The following is a 24,361-nucleotide window of genomic DNA, read 5'->3' as shown; positions in this document are numbered from 1 at the left end:
AAGGCGCAAACCCCGGCAGGACAAGGGCGCATCGGCCGTCCTGCCGGTCACGTGAACGACATGGGCCGCCCGGCGTCCGCGCCCATCAGCGATTCGCCGCTGACCCTGGACGCGCGACCGAGAGGGGCGCCCGCTCAGCCCTTCAGCGCCGGCAGCGCCTGGGCAATGCCGGCCATCGGCAGGGTGACATTCACCGTCTGGCCATTGGCGAGCACGAAACTGGCGACCACGTCTTTCGCGGTGAGCAGTTCCTTGCCGAACGCCTCCTCGAACGGGCCGATGGCCTCGCAGCCGCCCGAATGGCAGGAGGCGTAGTCGATCTTGCGCGGCTTGCCCTTGCCGATGGTGATCTGCACCCCGTCCTTCAACCGGACGCCGAGGGGCGTGCGCACCAGATAGGTCGGCGCCCCGGCCTTGTCCTGGCCGATCTGCCACAGCATCACGGTCTTCTTCGACTTCGACTCCGTTACCTTGAGCGAGGCGACGCAGCTTTTCTTCGCGCCCTTCTCCAGGCTGGCGCGGCAGGTGACGACCCAATTGTCGAAGGTCGTGGTCTCGGTGCGGATGGGCGCCTTGGCCGCGGCCGGCGCGGTCTGTGCGGCCGGCGCCGCCGGCGCGGTCTGGGCGAAGGCGGCGGGGGCGCCGGCGAGAAGGCACGGGCCGAGGATCAGGGCGGCGGCACGGCGGGCGAAACGGTGCATGAGGTCCTCCGGAACGGTCCCGGGCATGAGCGAGGGGCGAAGTGCCGTCATGGCACGCCACGGGTTTAAAATCACGGCTCCGTCTGTGCCACCGATCACAGCGCTTGGCGAGGGCTGGCGACAGCCGGCGTGACGAAGCCCAAAAGCAATGGGCCGACCACGAGGGCCGGCCCAGCTATTTCCTGCCAGCGCGCGGCAGAGGCCGCGCGCCACGCACAAGAGCTTACCAGCGGACCTTGAAGCCGCCCTGGCCGGCCCAGCCCTGCACATCGCCGAATTGTATTCGCCGTTGCCGAACAGGGCCACACTGCCATTCAGATCGGCGGTGAAGCCGATGCCGGCATTGTACCAGGTGCCGTTGATGTCGCTGGTGAGGACGGTGCCCGCGACATTGGTCTTGTTGTCGCCCAGGAACTCCGAGTTCACATTGAAGATCGCGTAGGGCGTCACCGTCTGGCCAGTGGCCATGACGAAGGTGGACTGCACCTGCAGACCCAGGCGACCGATCAGCGATTCCGCGTCACCCGGCGAGACGTAGGTCCCGATCGAGTCGTAGTAAGAATCCTGGTTGGCGCTGACATAGGCCAGCTGCGCCTGGGGCTGGATCACCCAGCTGTTCGACAGCTCGAAGCCGTAGCCCATCTCGATCGAGCCACCCCACACCGTGGCGTTGGTATTCGCCGTCACGTTGCTGGTCGAGGTGATGTCGAGATCGAGCACATCCACCTTGCCGACGAGGTCGGTATAGAAGCCCGCACCACGCACCAGGCCGACCTGGCGGATGGTGGCGTAGATGCCAGCATTCCAGCCATTGATGTCGAGAGACGAGCTGCCGCCCCACGACGTCCAGTCGCCGTCCACATCGACATCCGACCAGCCATAGCCACCGAAGGCGCCGGCCGTGATGCGCCAGCTGTCATAGTCGAACGTGTAATCGCCGCCCGCCTGCAGGCCCCAGCTCTGCTGCGAGAAGTCCCACCCGTTGCTGACGTCGTAGCTGAGGTCCGATCCACCGCCGCGGCCCCACATCTGGAACTTCGGCGCCGGCACCGGCTGATAGGCCGGGGCCTTGGTCGCCGATACGGCCAGATCGGCATTGCGACCTTCCAGCTGGTCCTGCTGGCGCACCTCGCCGAGCCGCTTATGCAGCGTGTCGAGGCCGGCATAGAAGTGGCGCTGGATCGCCGACGGCGCCGTGGCATAGCCCGTCGCCTGGGCGGTGTAGCCCGCGCGCAGATACCAGTCGCCCGCGCCGGTGTCCTCCGGCGCGTACATGGGCCCGAACCCAAGGGTCAGTTCGTTGTCCGGGTCCTGGAGCAGCCGGTAGGAATAGGCGCCCGCCATCACTTCGCGCTGGCCGCTGACGCTGTTGCGCGCCAGCTGGAAGGCGTCGTCCGGCGAGGTGCCCCATTCGGAAACATCCACCACCTTGATGCCCTGGCCGAGGCCAGTGCCAGTGTAGACGCCCTGACCAGCATTGGTGTTGTTGACATAGATCGTGGTGGTCGCCCCCGGCGCTACATCGCCATTGATGACGAGGATGTCGGTCGGGCTGTTGGAAGCGCCCAGATAGGTGTCGATCAGCAGATTGCCGCCGCCCTGGTAGTTTCCGTTGATGGTGAAGCGATCACCCACCACGTCATCGATGCCGTTATGCAGGGCGATCGTGCCGCGGTTGATGAAGGTCGCGTCCGGCAGCAGCGGATTGGGGATGCTGTCCGGCGTGTCCGACAGTTCCACACGCGTATAGGCGGTCCCGGTGGCCGTGTTGCCGGAGACGTCGAAGACGCCGCCCGTCTGGTTGAGCCAGCCGGCATCCCGGCCGGTGTAGATGGAACGGTAGCCATTCTCGCCGCCGGAAGCTTCCAGGACGACATTGCCGGTATCGAGGTCGGCATCGGGGTCGGAGAGCTTCAGGTAGGAGGTCGCATCGACCGCCACCAGCCCGTCCTTCTCGTCATTGCCGTTGAAGTTCACCCAGCGCTGGTTGAGCTGAAGATAGGAGCCGCCGGTGACGTAGAGTTCCTGGAAGCGCCTCACCTCGTCGAGCGACAGGGCGCTGCCATTGGTGACGATCAGCGTGTCGAAGCCGCGTCCGCCGTCGATCTCACCGTCGATGCGGAAGTTGGCGATGTCGCCGATGTTGTTCAGCCCGGAGAGCTTGACTTCGTCATCACCGCGGCCGCCATCGATGTTGTCGACGGAGATGAAGCTCCCCTCCGCATCCGTGGCGCCGAGGAAGATGCGGTCGTGGCCGCTGCCGCCGTCGATGTCGTCGAGGCTGATCTGACCGCCGTCGGCGTAGATGCGGATCTTGTCCTCACCCGAGCCACCGTCGATGTCGTCCACACGGACGTCGCCGCCGGAAGTGGCGAGGATTCCAATATAATCGTCGTTATCGCCGCCCCGAACATCGTCCGCACGGATCCTGCCGCCCTTGGTGGCGATCAGAGCGATGACATCGTCATCGTCACCGCCGTCGATGTCGTCGGCGCGGATCGTGCCGCCGCGGGTCGCGAGAAGCCCGATAAAGTCGTCGCCCCGGCCGCCGTCGATATCGTCGACACGCACTTCCGCGCCGCGGGACGCAAACAGGCCGATGAAGTCATCGCCCCGACCACCGTCGATGTCGTCGGCGCGGATGTCGCTGCGCCGATCCGTCGCTGCAAGGAGGATAACGTCGTCGCCACGGCCGCCGTCGATGTCATCCACCCGGATATCGCCGCCGCTAGCGGCGAACAGGCCGATGAAGTCATTACCATTGCCGCCGTCGATGTCGTCGGCGCGGATGTCGCCGCCCGCCAGCGCAGCGAGGCCAATGATGTCATTGCCGTCATTGCCCTCGATGTCATTGACCCGGATATCACCGCCCGCTGCCGCGAGCAGCCCAACGAAGTCATTGCCATCGCCGCCCTCGATGTCGCCATCGACGCGGATGTCGCCGCCCGCCAGCGCAACCAGGCCAATGATGTCGTTGCCGTCATTGCCCTCGATGTCGCCATCGACATGGATCTCGCCGCCCGCAGCCGCAAGCAGCCCGATGACGTCATTGCCGTCACCGCCCCTGATGTCGTCGACCGCGACCTCGCCGCCCAGCAGGGCGTAGACGCCGATGAAATCGTTCCCGTCACCGCCATTGATGTCATTGATGGTGACGTCGCTGCGTCGACCAATGGCTCCGGCGATGATCGTGTCGTTGCCTTCGTCACCGGTGATGTTCTTCACGGTGATGTCGCCACCGTCAAAGGCCGTCAGGATGATGAAGTCGTTATCCTTGCCGCCCTTGATGTCGTTGGCGCGGATTTCGCTCTTGTCCGACGCGGTCAGCGCGATCAGGTCCTCGCCGTCGCCGCCCTCAATGTTCTTGTCGACGGTGATCTTGGCGCTGTCCGACGAGGTCAGAGTGATCTTGTCGCTACCTTCGTCGCCCTTGATGGCGCTGACCTTGATTGAGCTACTGCCGTCGGCACTCAGCGTGATCGTGTCGTCGTCCTTGCCGCCCTTGATCTCGCCGGATTCGATCTTGCTCTTGTCCGACGCGGTAAGCGTGATCGTGTCCTTGCCGTCCTCGCCATCGATCTTGCTGACCTTGATCGAGCTGTCGCCGCTGGTGGCGAGCGCGATCGAATCGTCGTCCTTGCCGCCCTTGATGTCGCCGGCCTCAATCTTGCTCTTGTCCGACGCGGTCAGCTCGATCGTGTCCTTGCCGTCGCCACCTTCGATGTTCTTGTCGACGGTGATCTTGGAATTACCCGAGCCGGTGATGGTGATGGAGTCGTTGCCTTCGTCACCCTTGATGGAGCTGACCTTGATCTCGCTGTTGTCCTTGGCGGTCAGCGCGATCGAATCGTCGTCCTTGCCACCCTTGATCTCGTCGATCTCGAGCTTGCTCTTGTCAGTCGAGGTCAGCGTGATCGTGTCCTTGCCGTCCTCGCCATCGATCTTGGTGATCTTGATCGAGCCCTCGTCCTCGGAGGTCAGCGTGATCGTGTCGTCGTCCTTGCCGCCCTTGATCTCGGCGACTTCGATCTTGCTCTTGTCGGAAGAGGTCAGCTCGATCGTGTCCTTGCCATCGCCGCCCTCAATGTTCTTTGAGACGGTGATCTTGGACTTGTATGACGCGGTAACGGTGATCTTGTCGTTGCCTTCGTCGCCCTTGATGGCGCCGATCTTGATCGACCCGTCATCCTCAGCGGTCAGTTCGATCGTGTCGTCGTCCTTACCGCCCTTGATCTCTCCGGCTTCGATCTTGCTCTTGTCCGACGCGGTCAGCGTGATCGTGTCCTTGCCATCGCCACCGTCGATGTTCTTCGCAGTGATGCTTCCGTCCGACTTGCCGATGATGGTGATCGTGTCCTTGCCGTCGCCGCCCGAGATATCGGCGGCAGAGATCGAGCCGGACTTATCGATGGACAAGGAAATCTTGTCGTCACCATTTCCACCGGTGATGGACTTGCCGATGGTCAGAACATTGCCTTTGCCCGAGGCAAAGCCGCTGATCTCATCCTTGCCATCGCCACCATCGACGGTGCCGGTGACTTCCGTGTCGCCGTAGACGGCGTTCAGGAAGATCTTGTCGTCATCCTTTCCGCCGGACACGTTCTGTTCGATGGTGACCCAATAGGAATTCGTGCTGTTGGAGCTGCCAATGGTGATCGTGTCCTTACCGTCCCCACCGTCGACCGAGCCGTTGAACTGAACGTTGCCGACATTGGACGAGACATTGTCAGCACCGATGGAGATGGTGTCGTCCTTGCCCAAACCCTGCAGGGTGATCGGGCTCGGGTTGTAGGAAAGATCGTAGCCGTACGAGCCGCCCAGGATCGTGATGGTGTCCTTGTCAGCAGTGCCGGCGATGTTCGTGCTCCAGCCACCCGCCCCGGTGGTGTCGCAGACAACAGTGCTGGTGTTGTTGCCCGTGCAGTTCGTCGCCTGAGCCGACTGGGGCGACACAGCGGTCGCCAGCGCACCGAGCACAAGGCCGAGGGCCACCGACGAAGCCGAGCCGAAAAGGGCGACCTTGCTGTGATCGACAGCCACAGGCGCCACGGGCGCCACCTTGCGGCGAATCACAAGCTTGGCTTTGCCGGCGCCCCGGCGCGGAATGGCAAACTTCTTCGACATAAATGCCCCCGATCCCATCACTTACGGCGTTGCCGCAATCTGTGCTTTTTTCGAATCCGCCAGCATCCGCAGGGCATGACGGTTCGAGTCGACGGCACCCTAGTCCGGTCTTGATCAGGGCCACAAGACCGCCGCAGCGTTGCCGCAATCTCGCAAAAATGGCGCAAAAAAAGACATTTGCGACGCGCAACCTCGCCATCTTACGAGGATGCTTGGAAATTCAATGTTTTATAAACCAAAATTACCGAGCGCCTCATTTCTCACAATTTTCGCCAAAATGTTACCGCCCGGAATTTCAAGTGCCGCGTCCTAGCGGTTCTCGCGAGGTGTGCTATTTTTGCACCTAGTAAGGGGAGGCTGGCGGTAAAATCGGAGCGGTTCCGATCATGCGCGCCGTTGCGGGAGGCGCATCCAGCCTGCGGGGAAAGATGCTCATCGGTTATTGTCTGGTCGAATCCGAAGGTGGTGGAACGTCCCGTTCCGCCACCGATTTCACCCTACTTCCGCGTCGGGACGCGCTGCCGCCGGCCGCGGGATCCGAGCCCACCGAAGCCGCCGCGCTGCGGGCGCTGGGCTGCGAACATGTGTTCAGCGACATTGACGACGACCGCCGGATCGACCGGCCCGGCCTGCGGGCAGCGCTCGATTTCGCGCGGGTGGGCGATGTGCTTGTTGTGCCGGCGCTCAATCATCTCGGCGTGGATGTGGAGGCCGTGGTGCGCATCGTGGCGTCGCTCAGCCGGAAGGGCGTCACCATCCAGCTCGGCCACATGCCGATGGATATGATGATCCCCTCCGGCGAAGCCCTCGCCTTCGCCTGCCGCGCGCTCGCCCAGCTCAGCGAGCCGGTCCCCGCCCCGGCGGCCACGAGCGGAAGCCCGCGCCGGCGCGGGCGGCCGCAATCGCTGTCCAACAAGGATATTGCCAAAGCCCACCGCCTGCTGGCGAGCGGCAATGCCGTGCCCGATGTCGCCCGCGCGCTCGGCGTGTCGCCGGCCACGGTCTACCGCATCTTCCCACGCCGCCCGCCAAAGGCGGACCATTCCGAGGATAGCGGCAGCTGAGGCTCCCGAAGCCGCGACGGACAGATCAGCCGTCGCGGCGGACGGGATACGCCCCCCGCGCACGTTCCGCTCAATGAGTGGCGAACGGACCGGCGGGAAAGCGCTTCAGCGACGGGAAAGCGCTTCGGCCACGGACAGCACCAGCTCTTCGACAGGGCGCTCGCCGTCGAGGCGCAGCACCGGGGCGCCCTGCTCGGCCAGCCAGCGCTCATGCTGCGCCCGGTTGCGGCCGTCGAAAGACGGATCGTCATAACGCGCGGCCCATTCGCGGAAGGCACGGCTGGCCAAGTGCATGTCGCCACCGGGGCGAATGCGCGCGCCGTGCCTTTCTTCCTCCCGGGCATCCAGACGCTGCAGCCGAACCAGTGTCGGTGTGGAGAGAAACACGATCAGGTCCACGGCCTCAACCAGCGCCTCACCCCAGCCGATGAACGAGCCGGAAAGCACCCAGCCATCGGCTTCCCGCTGCCGTTGCGCGATCAGACGCACCCGGTCCTCCGGCGCACGCTTGAGGCTGTACGGCGGATCGGTCGGCATCCAGTAGAAATCGTCCACGTCGAGATGCGGAACGCCGAGCCGCGTGGCCAGAGCGCGGCCCAGCGTTGAAACCCCGGAACAGGAGGCGCCAAACACATAGACTCGCGGCTTTGCTGTCATGACCAATCCGGGAAGGGTCTTTCATCCGGCCTATGGGCTGTGGCCGTTACGTGGGCTGTGGCCGCCGGGGCATCGAGCCTCGGATTTCAACGCCCTGTCGGAAGTGGCTGGGGGACCAGGATTCGAACCTGGACTAACGGAGTCAGAGTCCGCAGTTCTACCGTTAAACTATCCCCCACCAGAGCGTCGCGAGCGACGCTTCCAGGGCTTTCCGCGTCGACCTTGGGATGTCGGGGCGCGGGGCAGCGGCAGTGGCGCGCTCTATAGACGCTCCCGCTGGCCCGGTCTACCCCCTCTCGCGCAGTTTCCACCGTCCTCCCCAGATGGGCACCGCCGCGCCCGGCGGAGGAGGCCGCCCGTCACCGGCGGCTGCCAGACGACACTCTCGCCCCGCGCCGCATCAATGGTCGCCGCGCCGACCAGGCCGCGCCCGGCGCGGCGTCGAGCGTTCCAGGACTAAGCCATGCCGCCAAGGAAGGGCAGGCATGCAGACCAGCGCTTTTGGCATAGCTTATCCACCAAAAGGCGAAGATATGGGCGGCAAATTCGTCGGCTTTGGAACACTTCCAACCATTTTGGTTGACGCGCGCCACCCCACCACCGTTAATGCCGGCTTAACAGGCAGAGATAGGCATGCACGCACCTCAGTGCTGCCATGCAGCATTCCACCTTTTGCGCTGCGGTGAAATCTCTATATTCGCTGGCATACAGAATACAGGAGCCAGAGATGACCACCACAACCCTGAACCACACCTCGTCCGATTTCTTCTCGCGTTTCGTCGAGAACGTCACCAGCTTCTTCGAAGCCATCGGTGAAGGCCGTCGCATCGCCCAGCGCTATGAAGCCCTGTCCCGCCTGTCCGACGCCGCCCTCGCCAAGCGTGGCCTGACCCGCCAGGACATCGCCCGCGCCGCCGTCAACGGCCGCTGAGACGTCCGCTCTGAGCGGCCGCTTCCTCCTCGGCCGCTCCGCGAATACGCAAGGTGACGCTGTCGGATAATCCCGCAGCGTCCATGACGGTCAGACGCACGAAGCCCGCGCCCGCCGGCCGCCAGAACAATGTGGCGGCCCCGGCGGGCTGGCCGGCCGGCACACCGTCGACAAACACGGTCAGCTTGCCTGTTCCGCCGCTCACCTTGAGCACCATCGGCTCGTCGCCGTCGCGTTCCAGATTCGCCCCATCGGGCGGAAACGCGATCTTCGGCCCATCCTCCGCACCGCCCTGCCCCGACGCCCGCCCGAAAAACCGGAGCGGCGGCGGCAATTGCGCGTTCTTCGCCTCGATCGCCTCGCGCGGCGCCGGCGCGAAGGGCGCAGGCCGCGTCACCAGCCGGGCGAAGGCCTCGAACAGGATCGGCGCCGCGGCCTCGCGCCCGATCATGCCCGGCACCGGCTGGCCGTCCGGCCGCCCCACCCACACGGCGATGGTCCGCCGCCCGTCGAACCCCACCGCCCAGGCGTCGCGATAGCCAAAGGACGTGCCGGTCTTGAACGCGATGCGCCCGGCGCGCTCATTGCGCGGCGCCGGCGTGCCGGCAAGCGACTGGGCGAGATAGGCCGCCGCCACCGGGCTCATCAGTTCGCGCGCCCCGTCGGGACCGGAGGCAGCGCCGTCCAGCCGCTCGCGCAGCGCCTGCGCCCGCCCGCCATTGGCGATGCCGGCATAAAGCCCGGCGAGCGCATCGAGGCTCATGCCGACGCCGCCCAACCCCACCGCCAGCCCCGGCACCTCGCCCGGCGGCAGCTTCAGCGCGAAGCCGGACTGGCCGAGCCGGCTGGCGAGGCGCTGCGGCCCCACCGCCTGCAGCAGCACCACCGCCGGCACGTTCAGCGACAATTGCAGCGCCTGCCGCACCGAGACCGTGCCCTGATAGTCGCGGTCGAAATTGCGCGGGCGATAGGCGCCGAAGCGCGCCGGCCGGTCCTCGATCAGCGTTTCGGGATGAGCGATGCCGTCCTCGAAGGCGAGGCCGTAGATGAAGGGCTTCAGCGTCGAGCCGGGCGAGCGTATGGCGCGGGTCAGGTCCACCGCCCCGGCGCGCGTGGCGTCCAGCGGGTCGGCGCCGCTCACCCGGGCCAGCACCTCACCGGTGGCATTGTCGACCATGACCAGCGCCAGCGAGACGCCGGTGCCGAGTTCGCGCACCCGCTCTGCCGCCAGTTCTTCCAGCCGCGCCTGCGCCGCGCCGTCGATGGCCAGATCGTGCCGCTGCAGGGCCGGCTGCTGGCGCCGCGCCTCCTCCGACGCGTGCGGGGCGAGTTTCGGCAGGTCGAGACGGCCGCCCGGCGCGGGGGCGCGCAGGGCGTACTCCACCTCCGCCGGACCGAACAGCCCGGCTTCGCCAAGCCGCGTCAGCACCTTCTCCCGCGCCCGCGCCGCCCGTTCCGGGAAACGGTCAGGCCGGCGCGATTCGGGGGCCTGCGGCAGCGCCACCAGCAGCGCCGCCTCGGCGAGCGAGAGCCGGCGCGGCTCCTTGCCGAACCAGGCGAGGCTCGCCGCCCGCACGCCTTCGATATTGCCGCCATAGGGCGCGAGGGTCAGGTAGAGCGCGAGGATCTCATCCTTGCTCAGCCGCGCCTCCAATTGGATGGCGCGGCGCATCTCGGCCAGCTTGGCGCCCAGCTTGGCTTTGAACCCGTTGCCCTCGCGCGGTTCCAGCAGGCGCGCCACCTGCATGGTGAGGGTGGAGCCACCGGAGACGATGCGGCCATGGCGCAGCATCTGCCCGGCCGCCCGCAGCAGCGCCAGCGGATCGACGCCGCCATGGGTGTAGAAGCGCCGGTCCTCATAGGCGATCAGCATGTCGCGGAAGCGCCGGTCGATGTCGCGCGTCTGCGCCGGCAGCCGCCAGCGCCCGTCCGGCAGGGCGAAGGGGCGCAGCAGCCGGCCCTCGCGGTCGCGCACCTCCACCGAGAGGGCGAGAAGGGGCGGTGGCGGCGCGCTGGCGCGCACGCCGGCGAGCCAGGCTGTGGCGCCCCCGCCCAGCAGCATCGCGCCGAGCAGGCCCCCGGCCGCGAGACGCTGCAGCCCGCGCCTCACCGCGCGCCCCTCATTGCCGCCCTCTCATCGGGCCGGCCCCGTCACCTCGGTCTGGCCGGCGCTGGTGCGGGCGAAGCGGCCGGGGCGGTACATGTCCTCGACGATGGCCGGGGGATGAGCGTAGCGGCCGGGCGAGACCGCGCGCACGATATAGGCGACGCGCAGGAGGCCCGGCTCCTCGCCGCCCTGGGTGCGGTCGAAGGCGGCGGCGAAGAAGGCGTCGCGGAACTCCGCATGGTCGGGCTGCGAGGTGTCGCCCAGCCAGGCCAGCGCCCCGGTGTCGGCGCCCACCGCCAGCGCCGGATTGTCGATCTCGAAGCCGGCGGGCAGATGGTCGACCAGCAGCACATGGCTGGGCCCGGCCTCCTCCTCCGTCGCTTCCAGCACCACGACGAGGCGCTGGTTCTGCGCCACCTTGGCGGGATCGGCGGGCACGCCGGCCAGCGTGTAATAGCTGCGGGTCAGCGTGAAGCCATCCGCCGCCGCCGGCTCCGGCGCCACCGGCGGGCCGTCGATGGACACCGCGACATCCAGCGGGGCGATGCCGCGATTGGTGAGGATGATCGGCTTGGCGAGTTCCTGCGGCGTCAGGCTGCGCTCATAGAGACCAGTATGCGCCCGGCCGTCGATGTCGAGCGCGATGCCCTTGCCCTCGCGCAGCGCGCGGGCGGCGAGCAGCAGCCACGCGTCTTCCTGCGTCGAAGTCGGCCCCGCCTCGACAAAGGCGGTGGCGACGCGCTGGCGCGCGGTGCGGGCGGTGGCGGTGAAGCCGGCCTCCGAGGCGAGCGTGGCCACGCCGGCGGCGTCGCGCAGGATCGAGCCGAAATCCGGCCGGCCGGTGGTCAGCGTCTCCGAGGCGTCGGGGAGAATCTCCAGCGCCGCGTTGAACACCTTCTCCGCCCGCCCCTTGTCGCCGAGCATGGCAAGCGCCGCCGCGAGCTGGCCGCGCGCCATGGCACTGGTCACCGCGTCGAGCTTGGCATCCGCGACATAGCGCAGATCGCCCAGCGGTGCCCGGCCGTTGCGCGCCAGCACATAGATGGCATAGGCGGTCCCGTCATCGGTAGCACCGTCGCCGGCATAGGCCAGCGAATTGCGCAGCCGGTCGAGCGCGAGGGTGAAGGGCTGCTCGGGCACGGCGTAGCCGCGCTCGCGCGCGCGGGTGAGGAAGTCGCTCACATAGGCGTCGAGCCACAAATCGTTGCCGCCCGCGTCCCACAGGCCGAAGGAGCCGTCCGAGCCCTGCCGGGCAATGAGCCGGGCAATGGCGTTGCGGATCGTCTCCGCCGGGTCCTTGGTCAGGCGGAAGCGGTTCGGCGGGCCGAAATCGCTGAGATAGAGCAGCGGCAGCGCCCGGCTGGTGAGCTGTTCGGAACAGGCGAAGGGGTAGCGGTCGAGCGCGCCGATCAGCGCCGGCACATCGAAGGCCGGGTCGAGCCCGGCGGAAACGCTCACCCCGCCCCGTCCCGGCACGAGATCCGCCACGAGATCGGCGCTCAGCGTAAGTGCCGCGCCCGGCGCCAGCGTCTCGACGCTGCGACGGGAGATGGCGGGATAGGCCGGGCGGACATTGAGCGCATAGTCGCGCACGATGGCGAGCCCGCCGGGGCCGGACAGCCGCACCGAGACCTTCGCCTCGCCGATGCCGGTCCCGTTCAGTTGCACGGCGAAGGACTGGCGTGCGCCCTTGGCGAGCGGCACTGTCTTCGGCGCGCTGGCCACTGTGACCGGGCCGTCGGTGACGATCTCCAGCGCGTAGTCGCCCGCCTCGCCATCCACATTGTCGAGGGCGAGGTTGAGTGTCGAGCGGTCGCCGGCGGCGAGGAAGCGCGGCAGGGTGGCGGTGATGACCACGGGGTCGCGGATCACCACATCGGCCTGCGCATGGCCCACCGCCGCGCCGGACCAAGCCACCGCCATCAGCCGGCCGGTGCCGTCGAAGGGCGGCAGGGTGAAGTCGACGGTGCCCTTGCCCTGCGCGTCGAGCTTGACGAGGCCGGAGAACAGGGCGAGCGGCGGCTGGGTCGGCGGTTCGGCCTGCAGGCCCATATCCATGGCGTCGCCGCCGGCGCGCAGGCGCCCCCGGCTGCCGAGCATGCCGTCGATCAGCTGGCCGTAGAAGTCGCGCACCTCTGTGCCCAGCGCCCGCTGGCTGAGATAGAAGCCATCCGGGTCGGGCGCCTTGAAGCCGGTGAGATTGAGAATGCCGACATCGACAAGCGCGAGCGTCACATAGGCCTCGCCTTGTCCGTTGCCCGCCACTTCGACCGGCACGGACAGTGTCGTCTCCGGCCGGGCGAGCGCGGGCGCGCTGAGCTTCACCGCCAGCACCCGCTCGGCGCGGTCGACGCCGAACCAGGCGAGGCCGATGGCGCGGCCGGGATTGCGGCCCGCCGCGACATCGAGCGGTCGGTGCAGGAAGGCGAGCGCATAGGCGCCCGGCGCCCAGCCGGCGGCGACCTTGAAGTCCACCGCGTTGTCGCCGGCCTTCACGTCGAGCGTCTTCGCCGCCAGCACGCCGTCGCCGACGATCAGCACGGTGGCGGAGCCGGCATAGCGGCTGGTGAGGTTCACCTTCAGCGTGTCGCCGGCGGCGTATTGCGCCTTGTCGAGCCCCACTTCCAGCCGGTCCGGCGCGTCGGCGGTGGCGCCGCCGCCCCAGCCGGCATTGAACGGCACGGCGGTGGCGCGGGTGCCGTCGGTCACTTCCAGCCGGTAGCGGCCCCAGGCGACGGGAACGCTCAGCCGTGCCGGCGCGCCGCCGGCGAGATCGAGCGCGCCGTCGGCGACCTTCGCCACCGATTCGACCGGCTCGAAATCCCAGCTGCCGCCGAGGCGGTACCATTGATAGCGGGTCTCGATGCGGTAGAGCGCCCATTGCGCGCCCTTCAGCGCCACCGGCTGGCCGGCAGCGTCAAAGCCCTGCACCTCGAAGCCGGCATTGCCGTTCTCGCCCGGCCCCGCCTTGTCGAACAGCGGCTTGACGCCGATGCCGTTGCCGGCGGGCTGCACCGGCAGCACCAGCGAGCGGCGCACCGCGCGGCCCGCGCCCTCGTTCAGACCGACAAAGATCTCCGCCTCCAGCGGCCGCGCGGTGGTGGGAACGGTGGGCAGCAGCACGGAAAGGCTTGCCTTACCCTGCGCATCCGTCACCGGCGCGTCGGCCAGCGGCTGGCGCACCGGGGTGAAGCCGTCGTCAGTGCGGCCGAAACGCCAGCCCGGCAGGCCGGGACGGGAATCGGCGACGCGCACCTCGATCTCCGCGTCGATGTCGAGCCCGGCCGCCGGCGGGCCGAACAGCCAGCGCCCATCCGCCGCCACCGTCACCGGCGCGTTCGGCGCGATCGTGGTCGCGGTGGTGGAGAGATCGAGCGCGAGCCGCTCGGGCACATAGTCCTCAAGCAGGAAGGTGGTGGCCCCCACCGGCGCGCCGCGCGGATCGACATAGGCCTCGACCCGCCAGGTGCCGGTCATTGCGTCGCCCATGAGGGCATAGGTAACCGTGCGCCCGCCCGCCCCCTGATCGGCGACCAGTTCGCGGCGCTCCTCCACGCCGTCCGGCCGCTTGAAGATGACGGTGAGCGGCACGCCCGCTGCCGCGCTCACCTGCGGGCTGCGCAGCAGCGCGGTGACATGAACCTGCTCGCCAGAGCGGTAGACCCCGCGCTCGGTGGTGACGAAGGCGTCATAGCGCTCCGGCGCCGCGCGCCCGCCGACACCGCGGTCGGTGAGGTCGAAGGCCTGGTCGGCCAGCGAGAGGAAGGCATAGTCACCCTCCTTCGCCTGGGCGACGATCACCGCCGGGGCGAAGCCCTCCTTCCCGCGCATCAGCCCGGCGTCGAAGGCGGCGCTGCCGCTGGCATCGGTCCGGGCGGTGGCGAGCACGTCGTTGGATTTGGCGAGCAGGCGCAGTTCCACCCCTTCCAGCGGCTGCGCGGTGCCGAGGGCGCGCACCAGCACGGTCAGCCCATTGCTGCCGGACAGGGCGGTGAGGCCGAGATCGGAGACGACGAACCACTGTGTGGCGCGCGACTGCCACTCGTCATTCGGGTCGGCGGCATCGCCACCCGGGCGGGCGGCGAGCACATAGACGCCGGGCGCCAGCGTCTTCACCGCCTCATCGACGGGGAAGGAGGTGGTGACATCCTCATTGAGCGGCGAGGCGGTCTCCAGCTCGCCCTTGAAGATGAGTTCGGCCTTGCCGTCTTTGAGCTGCTGCAGGTCATAACCGCCGAGATCGCGGCGGAATTCACCGTCAATGGCGGTGGGAATCAGGCTGCGGTCACCGATGCGGTAGAGATCGACCGCGACACGCGCGGTGTTGACCGAGACCACGGGAATGCCGCGCGGACCGGTGCGCGGCAGCACATAATTGCGGCCGGTGAAGCGCACGCCCGGCTTGCGGTCGCGCACATAGATGGTGAGTTCGGACGCCGCGGCGAGCGGCTCGGCGGCAATCGAGGACGGCAGCCCGGCGCGCAGGGTCACGTCATAGCTCTCGCCATGCTTGAGCCCCTCGACGCAGAGCTGGCTCTCCTCCGCCGTCACCGCCGGCTTGTCGACCGGGCCCTGCGGCCCGCGCAGCGTCACATAGGCGGAATAGTCCTTGCCGCCCTTCACCAGCGGCTCGGAGAACTGCACGCAGATGCGCGGGTTGGAGGCGTCCGAATCGACGCTGTAGTCGAGGATGCGGAAGCCGCGCTCCTCGCGCAGCTTGTTGTAGAATGCGCGCTGCTCCGGCACGTCGACATAGGTGAGGCCGGCGGCCATCGTGTCGAGCGCCGGGCGCCAGATCGAGCGCTGGTCGTAGAGATGACCGATGGCGAACAGCGCATCGGCCTGCTGCGCCTTGGTCGTCGCGGCGCGATAGGCGAGGAAAGCGGCGGCCTGCGCCCGCTCCAGGAAGGTGTCGGCGCTCTCATCGTCGTTCGGCTTGATGCGCGAGAGGGCGCGCGAGAGGCGCTGCCACAGCCCGGCATCGCCGGGGCTCGCCTGCGCCAGCTTGCCGTAGAGATCGGCGGCGGTGCGGGCATCGCCAGCGGCGAGCGCGGCGTCGGCATCCTTGCGCAGCTGGGCGGCGGGCTTGGGCAGCGGGCCGCGCTCGCGCTGCAGCAGAGCCTGCAAGCGGCGGGCCGCCTCGACGAGTTCCTGCGGCGCATAGGTCTTCGGCAGCGCGTCCGGCGCCGGTTTCGCCGGGGCGGCGGCGGTCGGCGTGGCGGCGGCGGGCTTCGCGGTGGTGGCCGCGGCAGCCGCAGCCGCCCCAGCGGCGGCAGCGCCCGGCTTGGTCGCCGCCGGCTTCGGTGCCTGCGCGTGGGCGGCTGTGGCGAGCGAGAGCGCGAGGAGCGAAAGCGCCGCCCCCTTTCCGAGCCATGAAAAGGCCGAACTAAAAGGGTTCATGACACCTGCTCCGCAACGTGACTGCCGACCGACGCGGGGGACGATAGGACGAAATCGATCACCTCGCCATGACGCCGCGCAACCCATGTGGATGCCGGGCCGGCCAAAGCGCGACGGCAGGGATGTCACACTGCCGAGGATTGCCGTGCCGGCGCCATTGAATCGCCGGTCGCGCTTAGGTATACGGGCCGACATCCATTCGGGGGCCTGCGACGCGGGAGCGCCGGGCGAACCCATTCAACTGTGGCCGGACGCGGCTGCGAGATCAGAGGCCTTTCATGTCGACCACGTTCGAGACCGTTGCCAACATCATTGCCGAAACGTGCGACATCCCGCGCGAGAACATCACGCCCGAGAGCCACGCCATCGACGATCTCGGCATCGACAGCCTGGACTTCCTCGACATTGCCTTCGCCATCGACAAGGCGTTCGGCATCAAGCTGCCGCTTGAAAGCTGGACCCAGGAAGTCAACGAAGGCAAGGCGACGACCGAGCAGTATTTCGTGCTCAAGAATCTCTGCGCGCGCATCGACGAGCTGATCGCGGCCAAGTCCGCCTGATCCGGCGGAAGGGCGACGTAGAAGCGGGACGGGTAATGCGCCTCGAATATTTTCAGATGATCGACAAGGTGGTTGAGCTCGACCTCGAGGCTCGCACCTTGCGGACTGCCAACACCGTCCCGTGCGAGAGCCCGATCTTTGAAGGCCATTTCCCCGGGCACCCGCTGCTGCCGGGCGTGCTGCTGTTCGAGATCATGGCGCAGAGCTGTGGCATGCTGCTGCTGCGGCTGCACAATTACGACCGCATGGCGTTCCTCGCCTCGGTCGACAAGGGCAAGCTGCGGACCTTCGTGACGCCGGGCCAGGTGATCGAGGTGTTCGCGCGCCTCGACCATGACGGCTCCGGCTTCGCCCGGCTGAAGGCCGAGGGGCGCGTCGATGGCAAGCTCGTCTGCAATGCCGACGTGACGCTCAAGACCATGCCCTTCCCGGCCCCGGAGCTGCGCGGCTATCTGCTTTCCACCGCCGAACGCATCGGCATGCCGATGGGCGAGGCCGTGTTCGACACGGCGGAAGCCGCAGGAAATCTCACGCATGTCTAATCGTCGCGACGTCTGGATCACCGGCATCGGGCTTGTTTCCTCGCTCGGTGAAGGGCCTGAGGCCCATTGGCAGGCGCTGTCCTCCGGCGCCCGCCCGGTGATCGACGAATCGGGCTTCGCGCCCTACGTCGTGCATCCGCTCGCCCCGATCAGCTTCGACGCGCAGATCCCCAAGAAGGGCGACCAGCGGCAGATGGAGCCCTGGCAGCGCATCGGCACCTATGCCGCCGGCCTCGCGCTGGATTCCGCCGGCATCAAGGGCAACAAGGACATTCTCTCCGCCACCGACATGGTGGTGGCGGCGGGCGGCGGCGAGCGCGACCAGGCGGTCGACGGCGCCATTCTCACCGACATCGAGAAGCAGCCGAACCCCGAGGTGTTCCTCAACGAGCAGCTGCAGTCGAATCTGCGTCCGACGCTGTTCCTCGCGCAGCTCTCGAACCTGCTCGCCGGCAACATCTCCATCGTCCATGGCGTCACCGGCTCCTCGCGCACTTTCATGGGCGAGGAAAGCTCCGGCACGGACGCGGTGCGCATCGGCTGGTCGCGCATCGCCGCCGGCACCAGCGAGATCGCCCTCGTGGGCGGCGCCTATAATGCCGAGCGGCGCGACATGCTGCTGCTCTTCGCCCTCAAGCGCCTCGCCATGCATGCGCCCTGGGCGCCGGTGCTGGCGGAGCCGAAGGGCGTGCCGACCGGCTCGGCCGGCGCCTTCCTGGTGCTGGAATCGCCCGAGCATGCCACGGCCCGCGGCGCCAAGCCCATCGCCAAGCTTTCCGGAGTATGGTCCGAGCGCGCCCGCCGCAACGAGCCCGGCGCCGTCGAGGCCGTGCTGGACGAGCTGCTGAAGACCGCCGGCGCCACGGACTCGGACGCCACCGCGCTGTTCTCCGCCGCCAGCGGCGCGCCCGAGCCGACGCAGGCGGAAGCCGCCGTGCTCGCCCGTTCCGGCCTGCCGGTGCGCTCGGTCACCGACCGTGTCGGCCATGGGCTGGAAGCGCAGATGCCGGTGGCGCTGGCGCTGGCCGCGCTCTGCGTCGCCGAGGGCAAGCTGTTCCCGCCGCTTGACGGCGAAACGCTTGAAAAGCCTTTCGATGGCCCGCTTTCCCGTGCCATCGTGACCGCAGTGGGGCATTGGCGTGGGGAAGGCGTCGCGCTGGTCGAGCGCGCCGACTGACCCACCAGCCGGGAGCATATCGCTTCCGAGGAGCAGATCATGGCTTCCTATACCGACAAGGCCGGCCGGCCGATTGTCGTCGTCACCGGCATGGGGCTCGTCACCTCGCTCGGCCAGGGCAAGCAAGATAACTGGGCGAAGCTGACGTCCGGCACGTCCGGCATTCACCGCATCACCCGCTTCCCCATCGACGCGATGCGCACGACCATCGCCGGCACGGTGGACTATCTGCCCAAGAGCAAGAGCACGGCGCCCGACCTTTCCGAGGAACTGGCGACGCTGGCGGCGGAAGAGGCGATCGCCGAATCCGGCATTGGCGGCAAGGGTGCCTTCCCCGGCCCGCTGTTCTGCGCCGTGCCGCCGATCGAGCTGGAATGGCCGCAGCGCCGCATCCTCGCCCAGGAAGCCGCGCCCAACGCCCCCGTTTCCTATGACGATCTGCTTCGCGCGGCCGAGGCCCATGGCCACGATGCCTGGCACGAGCGCTTCCTCTACGGCTCGATCGCCGACCACCTCGCCGACCGCTTCGGCACCAAGGGTCAGCCGATCTCGCTGTCCACCGCCTGCGCTTCCGGCAACACCTCGATCCAGCTCGGCGTCGAGGCGATCCGGCGCGGCGATTGCGAGGCGGCGCTGTCCATCGCCACCGACGGCTCGGTGACGGCAGAAGCGCTGATCCGCTTCTCGCTGCTCTCGGCACTGTCGACCAATAACGACGTGCCGGAAGCCGCCTCCCGCCCCTTCGCCAAGAACCGCGACGGCTTCATCATCGCCGAGGGCGCCGGCGCGCTGGTGCTGGAGAGCCTGGAGCACGCGCTGGCGCGCGGGGCGAAGATCCTCGGCGTCGTTGAAGGCGTCGGCGAAATGGCCGACAGCTTCCACCGCACCCGCTCCTCGCCGGACGCCAAGCCGGTGATCGGCTGCATGCGCAACGCGCTGGCCGATGCCGGCGTCGATCCCGACAGCATCGACTACATCAACGCCCACGGCACCTCGACGCCGGAGAACGACCGCATGGAGTTCACCGGCATGAGCGCCGTGTTCGGCGAGCGGCTGGCGGGCATCCCGATCTCGTCCAACAAGTCGATGATCGGCCATACGCTCACCGCCGCCGGTGCCATCGAGGCGGTGGTCTCTCTGATGACCATCGCCAATGGCCGCATTCCGCCGACCATCAATTACGAGATCCCCGACCCGGCCATCCCGCTCGACGTGGTGCCCAACGTCGCCCGTGACGCCAAGGTCACGCGGGTGATGTCGAACTCGTTCGGCTTCGGCGGCCAGAATGTGTGCCTGATCCTCACGGGCGAACCCGCGTGAGCCAGCGCGTCCTCGTCACCGGCGGCGGGCGCGGCGTCGGCGCCGCCATCGTGCGCGCCCTCGCGCTCGCAGGGTTCGAGGTCGTCTTCACCGTGCGCACGGCCGAGGCCGAAGCGCAGGCGCTGATCGCCGCCATCACGGCCGAGAAGCCGGACGCCCGTGTTGAGGCCCGGTCGCTCGACCTCGCCGACAAAAGCGCGGTGGAAGCCTTCGCCGCCGTGCTCGCGGAGGAGCCGACCTATTTCGGCTTCGTCCACAATGCCGGCATGAGCTACGACACGCTCGCGGCACTGGTCGACCAGCACCGCGCCGAGCAGCTAATGCAGGTGAACTACTGGTCCTTCGTCAAGCTGGTCGGGGCGCTGGTGCGGCCGATGACGCGGGCGCGGGCCGGGCGCATCGTCGCCATCGGCTCCATCGCGGCCGATGTCGCCAATGCCGGCAACGCCATCTATGCCGGCTCCAAGGCCGCGCTGGCCGGCTATTGCCGCACGCTGGCGATCGAGAGCGCCCGGCGCGGAGTGACGGTGAACGTCGTCGCCCCCGGCTTCGTCGATACGGCGATGCTGGCGCCCTATGCCGCCTACCGCGCCAATGTCGAGAAGCAGATCCCTGCCGGCCGCTTCGCCGCGCCGGAGGATGTGGCGGGCGTGGTATCGTTCCTGCTCTCGCCCGGCGCCGCGTATGTCACCGGCGCAACCCTGCCGGTGGATGGCGGCCTCACCGCCGCACTAGCCATACAGCGCTGATTTCGTTATCCACCCTCGTCCTTTCGCGGACGGCATCCACGCGCGCCCCTTTCCCGTATCGACGGGTTGCGGGGCGCGTCCTGCCGCCGCCGTCTGTCCGGAGTTGTTCATGCGCGCGCTTCAGCTGGTCTCCGACCGCGAACTCATCCTCACCGACCTGCCCGCCCCCGGCGCGCCGGAACCGGGCGAGGTGCAGGTCAGCATCAAGGCGCTGGCGCTGAACCATATCGATGTGTGGGGCTGGCGCGGCATGGCCTTCGCCAAGCGCAAGATGCCGCTGGTGGTGGGCGCCGAGGCCGTGGGCGAGGTCACCGCCATTGGCGAGGGCGTCACTCGCTTCCGGCCGGGCTCCAAGGTCGCCATGTATGGCGCGCTCACCTGCGGCCAGTGCAAGATGTGCCGGCAGGGCCGCGACAATCTCTGCGAGGAAGTCGCCGGGGTGATGGGCTTCCATGTCGACGGCTTCGCCCGCGACCAGCTCAACATCAAGGAACGCCTATGCGTGCCGATCCCGGACGGCATTTCCTGGACCGACGCCGCCACCGCGCCCGTCACCTTCTCCACCGTCGAGCACATGCTGTTCGACAACGCCAAGCTTGAGCCGGGCGAGACGATTCTCGTCCACGCGGCCGGCTCCGGCATCGGCACGGTGGCGATCCGCATGGCCAAGGAGATCGGCTGCACCGTCATCACCACGGCGGGCGACGACGAGAAATGCGCCAAGGCGAAGGCCCTCGGCGCCGATCACGTCATCAACTACAAGACCGACCGCTTCGAGCACGAGGTGCGCAAGATCACCAAGAAGAAGGGTGTCGACGTGGTGTTCGAGCATGTCGGCGCCGAGACCTGGAACGGCTCGCTGCTGTCGATGAAGCCCGGCGCGCGTCTCGTCACCTGCGGCTCGACCTCGGGCGTGTCGGTCAACATGAACCTGATGCAGCTGTTCCAGCGCCAGTACCGCATCATCGGCTCCTTCGGTGCGCCGATCCGCGCCATTGCCGACGGGCTGAAGCGGATGGAGCGCGGAGTGAAGCCGGTGATCGATTCCGAATTCCCGCTGGAGCAGTTCGGCGCCGGGCTGGAACGGCTGGAAACCCGCCGCGTGTTCGGCAAGGTCGTCATCACCTTCTGAACGCCGGCGAGGTTCGGGCCGTAAACGCGATGACCCCTTCCCGCCCCTGGACCACGCGCCTGCGCGATGCCGCGCTGTCGGCCGGCGTGTGGACGCTGATGCGCGTCATGCGGCTGCAGCCGCCGCGCTTCGCCTCGTGGAATGGCGGCTTCTGGGCCCGCCTGATCGGCCCCTACACCTCGATCCATCGGGTGACGCTGAGCAATCTGCGCCGCGCCTACCCTGAGAAGACCGAGGCCGAGCGCGAGGCGATCGCGCGCGGCATGTGGGACAATCTCGGCCGCATGGCCGGCGAGTTCGTCCATCTCGACCGCATCTGGCAGTACAATATGTGGGAGCCGGCCAAGAGCCGGATCGAAACCACGGGCGTGTCGAACTTCGTCGCCATGCGGGTGGACGGCAAGCCGGCGCTGGTGTTCACCGCGCATCTCGCCAATTGGGAACTGCCGGCCATCGCCGCCGCCGCGCAGGGGCTGGACAGCGCCGTGCTGTTCCGCGCGCCGGACAATTCCTTCTTCGCCGACCTCCTGTTCGAGGCGCGCAGCCGGGTGATGGGCAATCTGGTCGCCGCCTCGCATGTGGCGGTGTTCGAGCTTGCCGCCGTGCTCGACCAGGGCAAACATCTCGGCATTCTCGTGGATCAGGCGCGCCGTGGCGGGCCGACCGTGCAGTTCTTCGGCCAGCCCTGCTCCGCCAACCCCACCATCGCCCGCCTCGCCCGGCTCTATGAGTGCCCGGTGCACGGCGTGCGGGTCATCCGCCTGCCGGAAGGCCGCTTCCGCATCCAGTGCACCCCGGCGCTCAACCTGCCGCGCGACGCCAGCGGGCGCATCGACGTGGACGGGGCGATGCAGATGATCACCTCCGTGGTCGAAGGCTGGGTGCGCGAATATCCCGAACAGTGGACCTGGTTCTACAAGCGCTGGCGGATGTAATCTCGGAATATGTCCCCGTGATAGGCGCGATGGAAATCGTTCTGTACGACTCCGTTATTGGAAATCAGAAACTAATCAACAAAACTACGAAATTTATACCACGACATATCTTGTATTAATATTCCCTCCAGGAAAACGCCATCCATTTCTCGGAAATAGAATTGAACACCTGACATAAAAGACATAACCACAACAGTATCTTCTATTATACGATACTGAATTTCCTCGCTCCATCGCAGCCCCGCCGCTCGCAACAGCTCCCTTATCGGCTCAGGTCGCCGATCATCATAGGGCGGCGCTTTGATCGATATCTTGGCTCCAAGCCTGCCGCCGCGACAGATCGGGATTTTGACCTTTTCGCACGAGAGCATATCCACCTGAATGCGGCGGACAAGGACCTTATTGTCTTTGGTTTCAAATCCGATTTCGGCTTCACCGAAGCCCATATAAGCATCGAAATCTTCGTATCCCGGAAAGCCCCAGTATCGCGGCGGCCCCAGTATGTCGCCAATATCGGACAGGTCAGCACCGAGCGCGATCGGGCCGATAACACCGTCCCGGGCGATATCGGCGAGCGTCACATTGAGGTTGCGATACTCCGGCTTCATGAGCTTGTTTTCGAGCATTGTAACGCTCCTCCCGACGACCAGAAGCGAGATTAATCGGCCCGATGTTCGGTGCCCACAAACAAAAAGGCCGGGCGCTGGGCCCGGCCTTTCGCATCAGCTGAGACGCTGCCTGAAGCTCACTTGCCGCGCTTGAAGTCGTTCCAGGTGCGGGTGACCACGCGCTGGACCTTCTGCGGGTAGGTGGTGACGGTGAACAGCTTCGCCTGCGTCTCCTTGTCCGGGTAGATCGCGGGGTTGTCGATGATCGCCTTGTCGATGAACTGCTGCGCGCCGAGATTGCCGCTGGCATAGGAGATGAAATTGGCGTTCTTCGCCGCCACTTCCGGCTTCATCATGTAGTTGATGAAGGCCAGCGCTTCCTCCGGATGCGGGGCATCCTTGGGGATGGCGAAGTTGTCGAACCACATCAGCGCGCCTTCCTTCGGGATGACGTACTCGATGTTGATCGGCTTCTTGCCGGTCTTCTGCGCGGCTTCCTCGGCGCGGGTCTTGGCCTGGAACACGTCGCCGGACCAGCCGAGCGCGATGCAGATGTCGCCGCCGGCGAGCGCGTTGATGTAGCCCGAGGAATCGAACTTCTTCACATATTTGCGGATCGGCGCCAGCAGCTTGCCGGCGGCCTCGATATCGGCCGGGTCCTTGGAGTTCGGGTCCTTGCCGAGATAGCGCAGCGCGGTCGGGATCACCTCTTCCGGCCCGTCGAGGATGTAGACGCCGCAATCCTTCAGCTTGGCCAGCAGCTCCGGCTTGAAGATGATGTCCCAGCTGTTCAGCGGGGTGTCGCCGAGGCGCTCCTTCACCTTGTCGACATTCATGCCGATGCCGGTCGTGCCCCACATATAGTTCACGGCATATTCGTTGCCGGGATCATAGACGGCGAGGCGCTCGGAAATCAGCGGCCACTGATACTGCAGGTTGGGCAGCTTGGCCTTGTCGAGCTTGAGGAACACACCGGCCTGAATCTGCCGCTGCAGGAAGGAGCCGGTGGGCACCACCACGTCATAGCCGGTCTTGCCGCCGAGGAGCTTGGTCTCCAGCACCTCGTTGGAATCGAACACGTCGTACCGGACCTTGATGCCGGTTTCCTTGGTGAACTCCTCCAACACCGATTCGTCGATGTAGTCGGACCAGTTGTAGACGTTCACGACCTTTTCCTGCGCCGCAGCCGGCGCGATGGCCAGCGCGGTCAGCAAGCCGGCCGCGATGGTGGTCAGGAGGCGGGACATCCTATTCTCCTCGGGAAAGCGTTGTTCGGCTGAGGTTCGCAGCCTCATCATACCAAGGCTAGAGCGTCGACGGGCTTTGCTCAACCCGCAGTTTGCTCAACCCTTGG

16 protein-coding genes and 1 tRNA gene are annotated in these 24,361 nt (G+C 67.2%); 10 read left to right on the top strand and 7 right to left on the bottom strand.

All coding sequences use genetic code 11. From position 1 onward, the window contains the following. Positions 1–134: 134 nt before the first annotated feature. Complete coding sequence (locus tag ACO07Z_RS02280; protein WP_421697221.1) at positions 135–5,759, bottom strand: autotransporter outer membrane beta-barrel domain-containing protein; 5,625 nt, start codon at positions 5,757–5,759, stop codon at positions 135–137. 494 nt (positions 5,760–6,253) lie between these two features. Here ACO07Z_RS02280 and ACO07Z_RS02275 point away from each other — a divergent pair, with 494 nt between their 5' ends. Continuing rightward, complete coding sequence (locus ACO07Z_RS02275; protein ID WP_421697220.1) at positions 6,254–6,889, top strand: recombinase family protein; 636 nt, start codon at positions 6,254–6,256, stop codon at positions 6,887–6,889. A gap of 105 nt (positions 6,890–6,994) precedes the next feature. On the opposite strand, the gene ACO07Z_RS02270 is transcribed toward ACO07Z_RS02275, so the two are convergent. Beyond that, the gene (locus ACO07Z_RS02270; protein WP_421697219.1) at positions 6,995–7,546 is read right to left on the bottom strand and encodes an adenylate kinase; all 552 of its coding nucleotides are present in this window, start codon (positions 7,544–7,546) and stop codon (positions 6,995–6,997) included. A 104-nt stretch (positions 7,547–7,650) separates the two neighbouring features. Further along, positions 7,651–7,724 (bottom strand) — tRNA-Gln (locus ACO07Z_RS02265). 307 nt (positions 7,725–8,031) lie between these two features. Between ACO07Z_RS02265 and ACO07Z_RS02260 the strand changes: the two genes are divergently transcribed. Further along, entirely contained in the window at positions 8,032–8,232 is a 201-nt protein-coding gene (locus ACO07Z_RS02260; protein WP_421697218.1) for a hypothetical protein, read from the top strand. A 41-nt stretch (positions 8,233–8,273) separates the two neighbouring features. Next, on the top strand, positions 8,274–8,477 hold the full coding sequence (locus ACO07Z_RS02255) for a DUF1127 domain-containing protein (RefSeq protein ID WP_244377435.1): 204 nt from the start codon (positions 8,274–8,276) through the stop codon (positions 8,475–8,477). On the opposite strand, the gene pbpC is transcribed toward ACO07Z_RS02255, so the two are convergent. Together pbpC and ACO07Z_RS02245 are read right to left on the bottom strand one after the other, a co-directional pair. Beyond that, the gene (pbpC, locus tag ACO07Z_RS02250) at positions 8,464–10,539 is read right to left on the bottom strand and encodes a penicillin-binding protein 1C (protein ID WP_421697864.1); all 2,076 of its coding nucleotides are present in this window, start codon (positions 10,537–10,539) and stop codon (positions 8,464–8,466) included. The genes ACO07Z_RS02255 and pbpC overlap by 14 nt on opposite strands. A 72-nt stretch (positions 10,540–10,611) precedes the next feature. Next, the gene (locus ACO07Z_RS02245) at positions 10,612–15,984 is read right to left on the bottom strand and encodes an alpha-2-macroglobulin family protein (protein WP_421697217.1); all 5,373 of its coding nucleotides are present in this window, start codon (positions 15,982–15,984) and stop codon (positions 10,612–10,614) included. 278 nt (positions 15,985–16,262) lie between these two features. Between ACO07Z_RS02245 and ACO07Z_RS02240 the strand changes: the two genes are divergently transcribed. The 7 genes from ACO07Z_RS02240 (at position 16,263) to ACO07Z_RS02210 (ending at position 22,399) form a co-directional block, all read left to right on the top strand. Continuing rightward, entirely contained in the window at positions 16,263–16,544 is a 282-nt protein-coding gene (locus tag ACO07Z_RS02240; RefSeq protein ID WP_018390121.1) for an acyl carrier protein, read from the top strand. A gap of 35 nt (positions 16,545–16,579) precedes the next feature. Continuing rightward, a complete protein-coding gene (locus ACO07Z_RS02235) occupies positions 16,580–17,086 on the top strand; it encodes a 3-hydroxyacyl-ACP dehydratase FabZ family protein (RefSeq protein WP_244377441.1) in 507 nt (168 codons plus the stop codon). Continuing rightward, positions 17,079–18,263, top strand: coding sequence for a beta-ketoacyl-ACP synthase (locus tag ACO07Z_RS02230; protein ID WP_421697216.1), 1,185 nt, complete (start codon positions 17,079–17,081; stop codon positions 18,261–18,263). Before ACO07Z_RS02235 ends, ACO07Z_RS02230 begins: the two co-directional genes overlap by 8 nt. Before the next feature lie 39 nt (positions 18,264–18,302). After that, positions 18,303–19,583 carry a beta-ketoacyl-ACP synthase gene (locus ACO07Z_RS02225; protein ID WP_421697215.1) on the top strand — a complete coding sequence of 427 codons (1,281 nt, stop codon included), beginning with the start codon at positions 18,303–18,305 and terminating at the stop codon, positions 19,581–19,583. After that, positions 19,553–20,332 (top strand): SDR family oxidoreductase, encoded by a 780-nt coding sequence (locus ACO07Z_RS02220; RefSeq protein WP_421697214.1) that lies wholly within the window; start codon positions 19,553–19,555, stop codon positions 20,330–20,332. The genes ACO07Z_RS02225 and ACO07Z_RS02220 overlap by 31 nt, the downstream gene beginning before the upstream one ends. A 109-nt stretch (positions 20,333–20,441) precedes the next feature. After that, the gene (locus tag ACO07Z_RS02215; protein ID WP_244377449.1) at positions 20,442–21,464 is read left to right on the top strand and encodes a zinc-binding dehydrogenase; all 1,023 of its coding nucleotides are present in this window, start codon (positions 20,442–20,444) and stop codon (positions 21,462–21,464) included. Between the two features lie 29 nt (positions 21,465–21,493). Continuing rightward, positions 21,494–22,399, top strand: a complete 906-nt coding sequence (locus ACO07Z_RS02210; protein WP_307020232.1) for a lipid A biosynthesis lauroyl acyltransferase — start codon at positions 21,494–21,496, stop codon at positions 22,397–22,399. 71 nt (positions 22,400–22,470) lie between these two features. Here the strand turns inward: ACO07Z_RS02210 and ACO07Z_RS02205 are convergent, their stop codons facing one another. Together ACO07Z_RS02205 and ACO07Z_RS02200 are read right to left on the bottom strand one after the other, a co-directional pair. Further along, entirely contained in the window at positions 22,471–23,025 is a 555-nt protein-coding gene (locus tag ACO07Z_RS02205; RefSeq protein WP_421697213.1) for a hypothetical protein, read from the bottom strand. A gap of 119 nt (positions 23,026–23,144) precedes the next feature. Beyond that, positions 23,145–24,254, bottom strand: a complete 1,110-nt coding sequence (locus ACO07Z_RS02200; RefSeq protein ID WP_421697212.1) for a polyamine ABC transporter substrate-binding protein — start codon at positions 24,252–24,254, stop codon at positions 23,145–23,147. Positions 24,255–24,361: the final 107 nt, after the last annotated feature.

Origin of the sequence: Ancylobacter sp., assembly GCF_965229075.1 — a bacterium.
GTDB lineage: Bacteria > Pseudomonadota > Alphaproteobacteria > Rhizobiales > Xanthobacteraceae > Ancylobacter.
Note: the sequence above shows the minus strand (reverse complement) of the source record. Positions and strands in the feature narration are given on the sequence as shown.

Coding starts and splice junctions, on each gene's coding strand:
- ACO07Z_RS02225 (WP_421697215.1), top strand. CDS start 18,303: ATGGCTTCCTATACCGACAAGGCCGGCCGGCCGATTGTCGTCGTCACC.
- ACO07Z_RS02230 (WP_421697216.1), top strand. CDS start 17,079: ATGTCTAATCGTCGCGACGTCTGGATCACCGGCATCGGGCTTGTTTCC.
- ACO07Z_RS02210 (WP_307020232.1), top strand. CDS start 21,494: ATGACCCCTTCCCGCCCCTGGACCACGCGCCTGCGCGATGCCGCGCTG.
- ACO07Z_RS02240 (WP_018390121.1), top strand. CDS start 16,263: ATGTCGACCACGTTCGAGACCGTTGCCAACATCATTGCCGAAACGTGC.
- ACO07Z_RS02200 (WP_421697212.1), bottom strand. CDS start 24,254: ATGTCCCGCCTCCTGACCACCATCGCGGCCGGCTTGCTGACCGCGCTG.
- ACO07Z_RS02270 (WP_421697219.1), bottom strand. CDS start 7,546: ATGACAGCAAAGCCGCGAGTCTATGTGTTTGGCGCCTCCTGTTCCGGG.
- pbpC (WP_421697864.1), bottom strand. CDS start 10,539: ATGCTGCTGGGCGGGGGCGCCACAGCCTGGCTCGCCGGCGTGCGCGCC.
- ACO07Z_RS02215 (WP_244377449.1), top strand. CDS start 20,442: ATGCGCGCGCTTCAGCTGGTCTCCGACCGCGAACTCATCCTCACCGAC.
- ACO07Z_RS02260 (WP_421697218.1), top strand. CDS start 8,032: ATGCAGACCAGCGCTTTTGGCATAGCTTATCCACCAAAAGGCGAAGAT.
- ACO07Z_RS02235 (WP_244377441.1), top strand. CDS start 16,580: ATGCGCCTCGAATATTTTCAGATGATCGACAAGGTGGTTGAGCTCGAC.
- ACO07Z_RS02275 (WP_421697220.1), top strand. CDS start 6,254: ATGCTCATCGGTTATTGTCTGGTCGAATCCGAAGGTGGTGGAACGTCC.
- ACO07Z_RS02255 (WP_244377435.1), top strand. CDS start 8,274: ATGACCACCACAACCCTGAACCACACCTCGTCCGATTTCTTCTCGCGT.
- ACO07Z_RS02245 (WP_421697217.1), bottom strand. CDS start 15,984: ATGAACCCTTTTAGTTCGGCCTTTTCATGGCTCGGAAAGGGGGCGGCG.
- ACO07Z_RS02205 (WP_421697213.1), bottom strand. CDS start 23,025: ATGCTCGAAAACAAGCTCATGAAGCCGGAGTATCGCAACCTCAATGTG.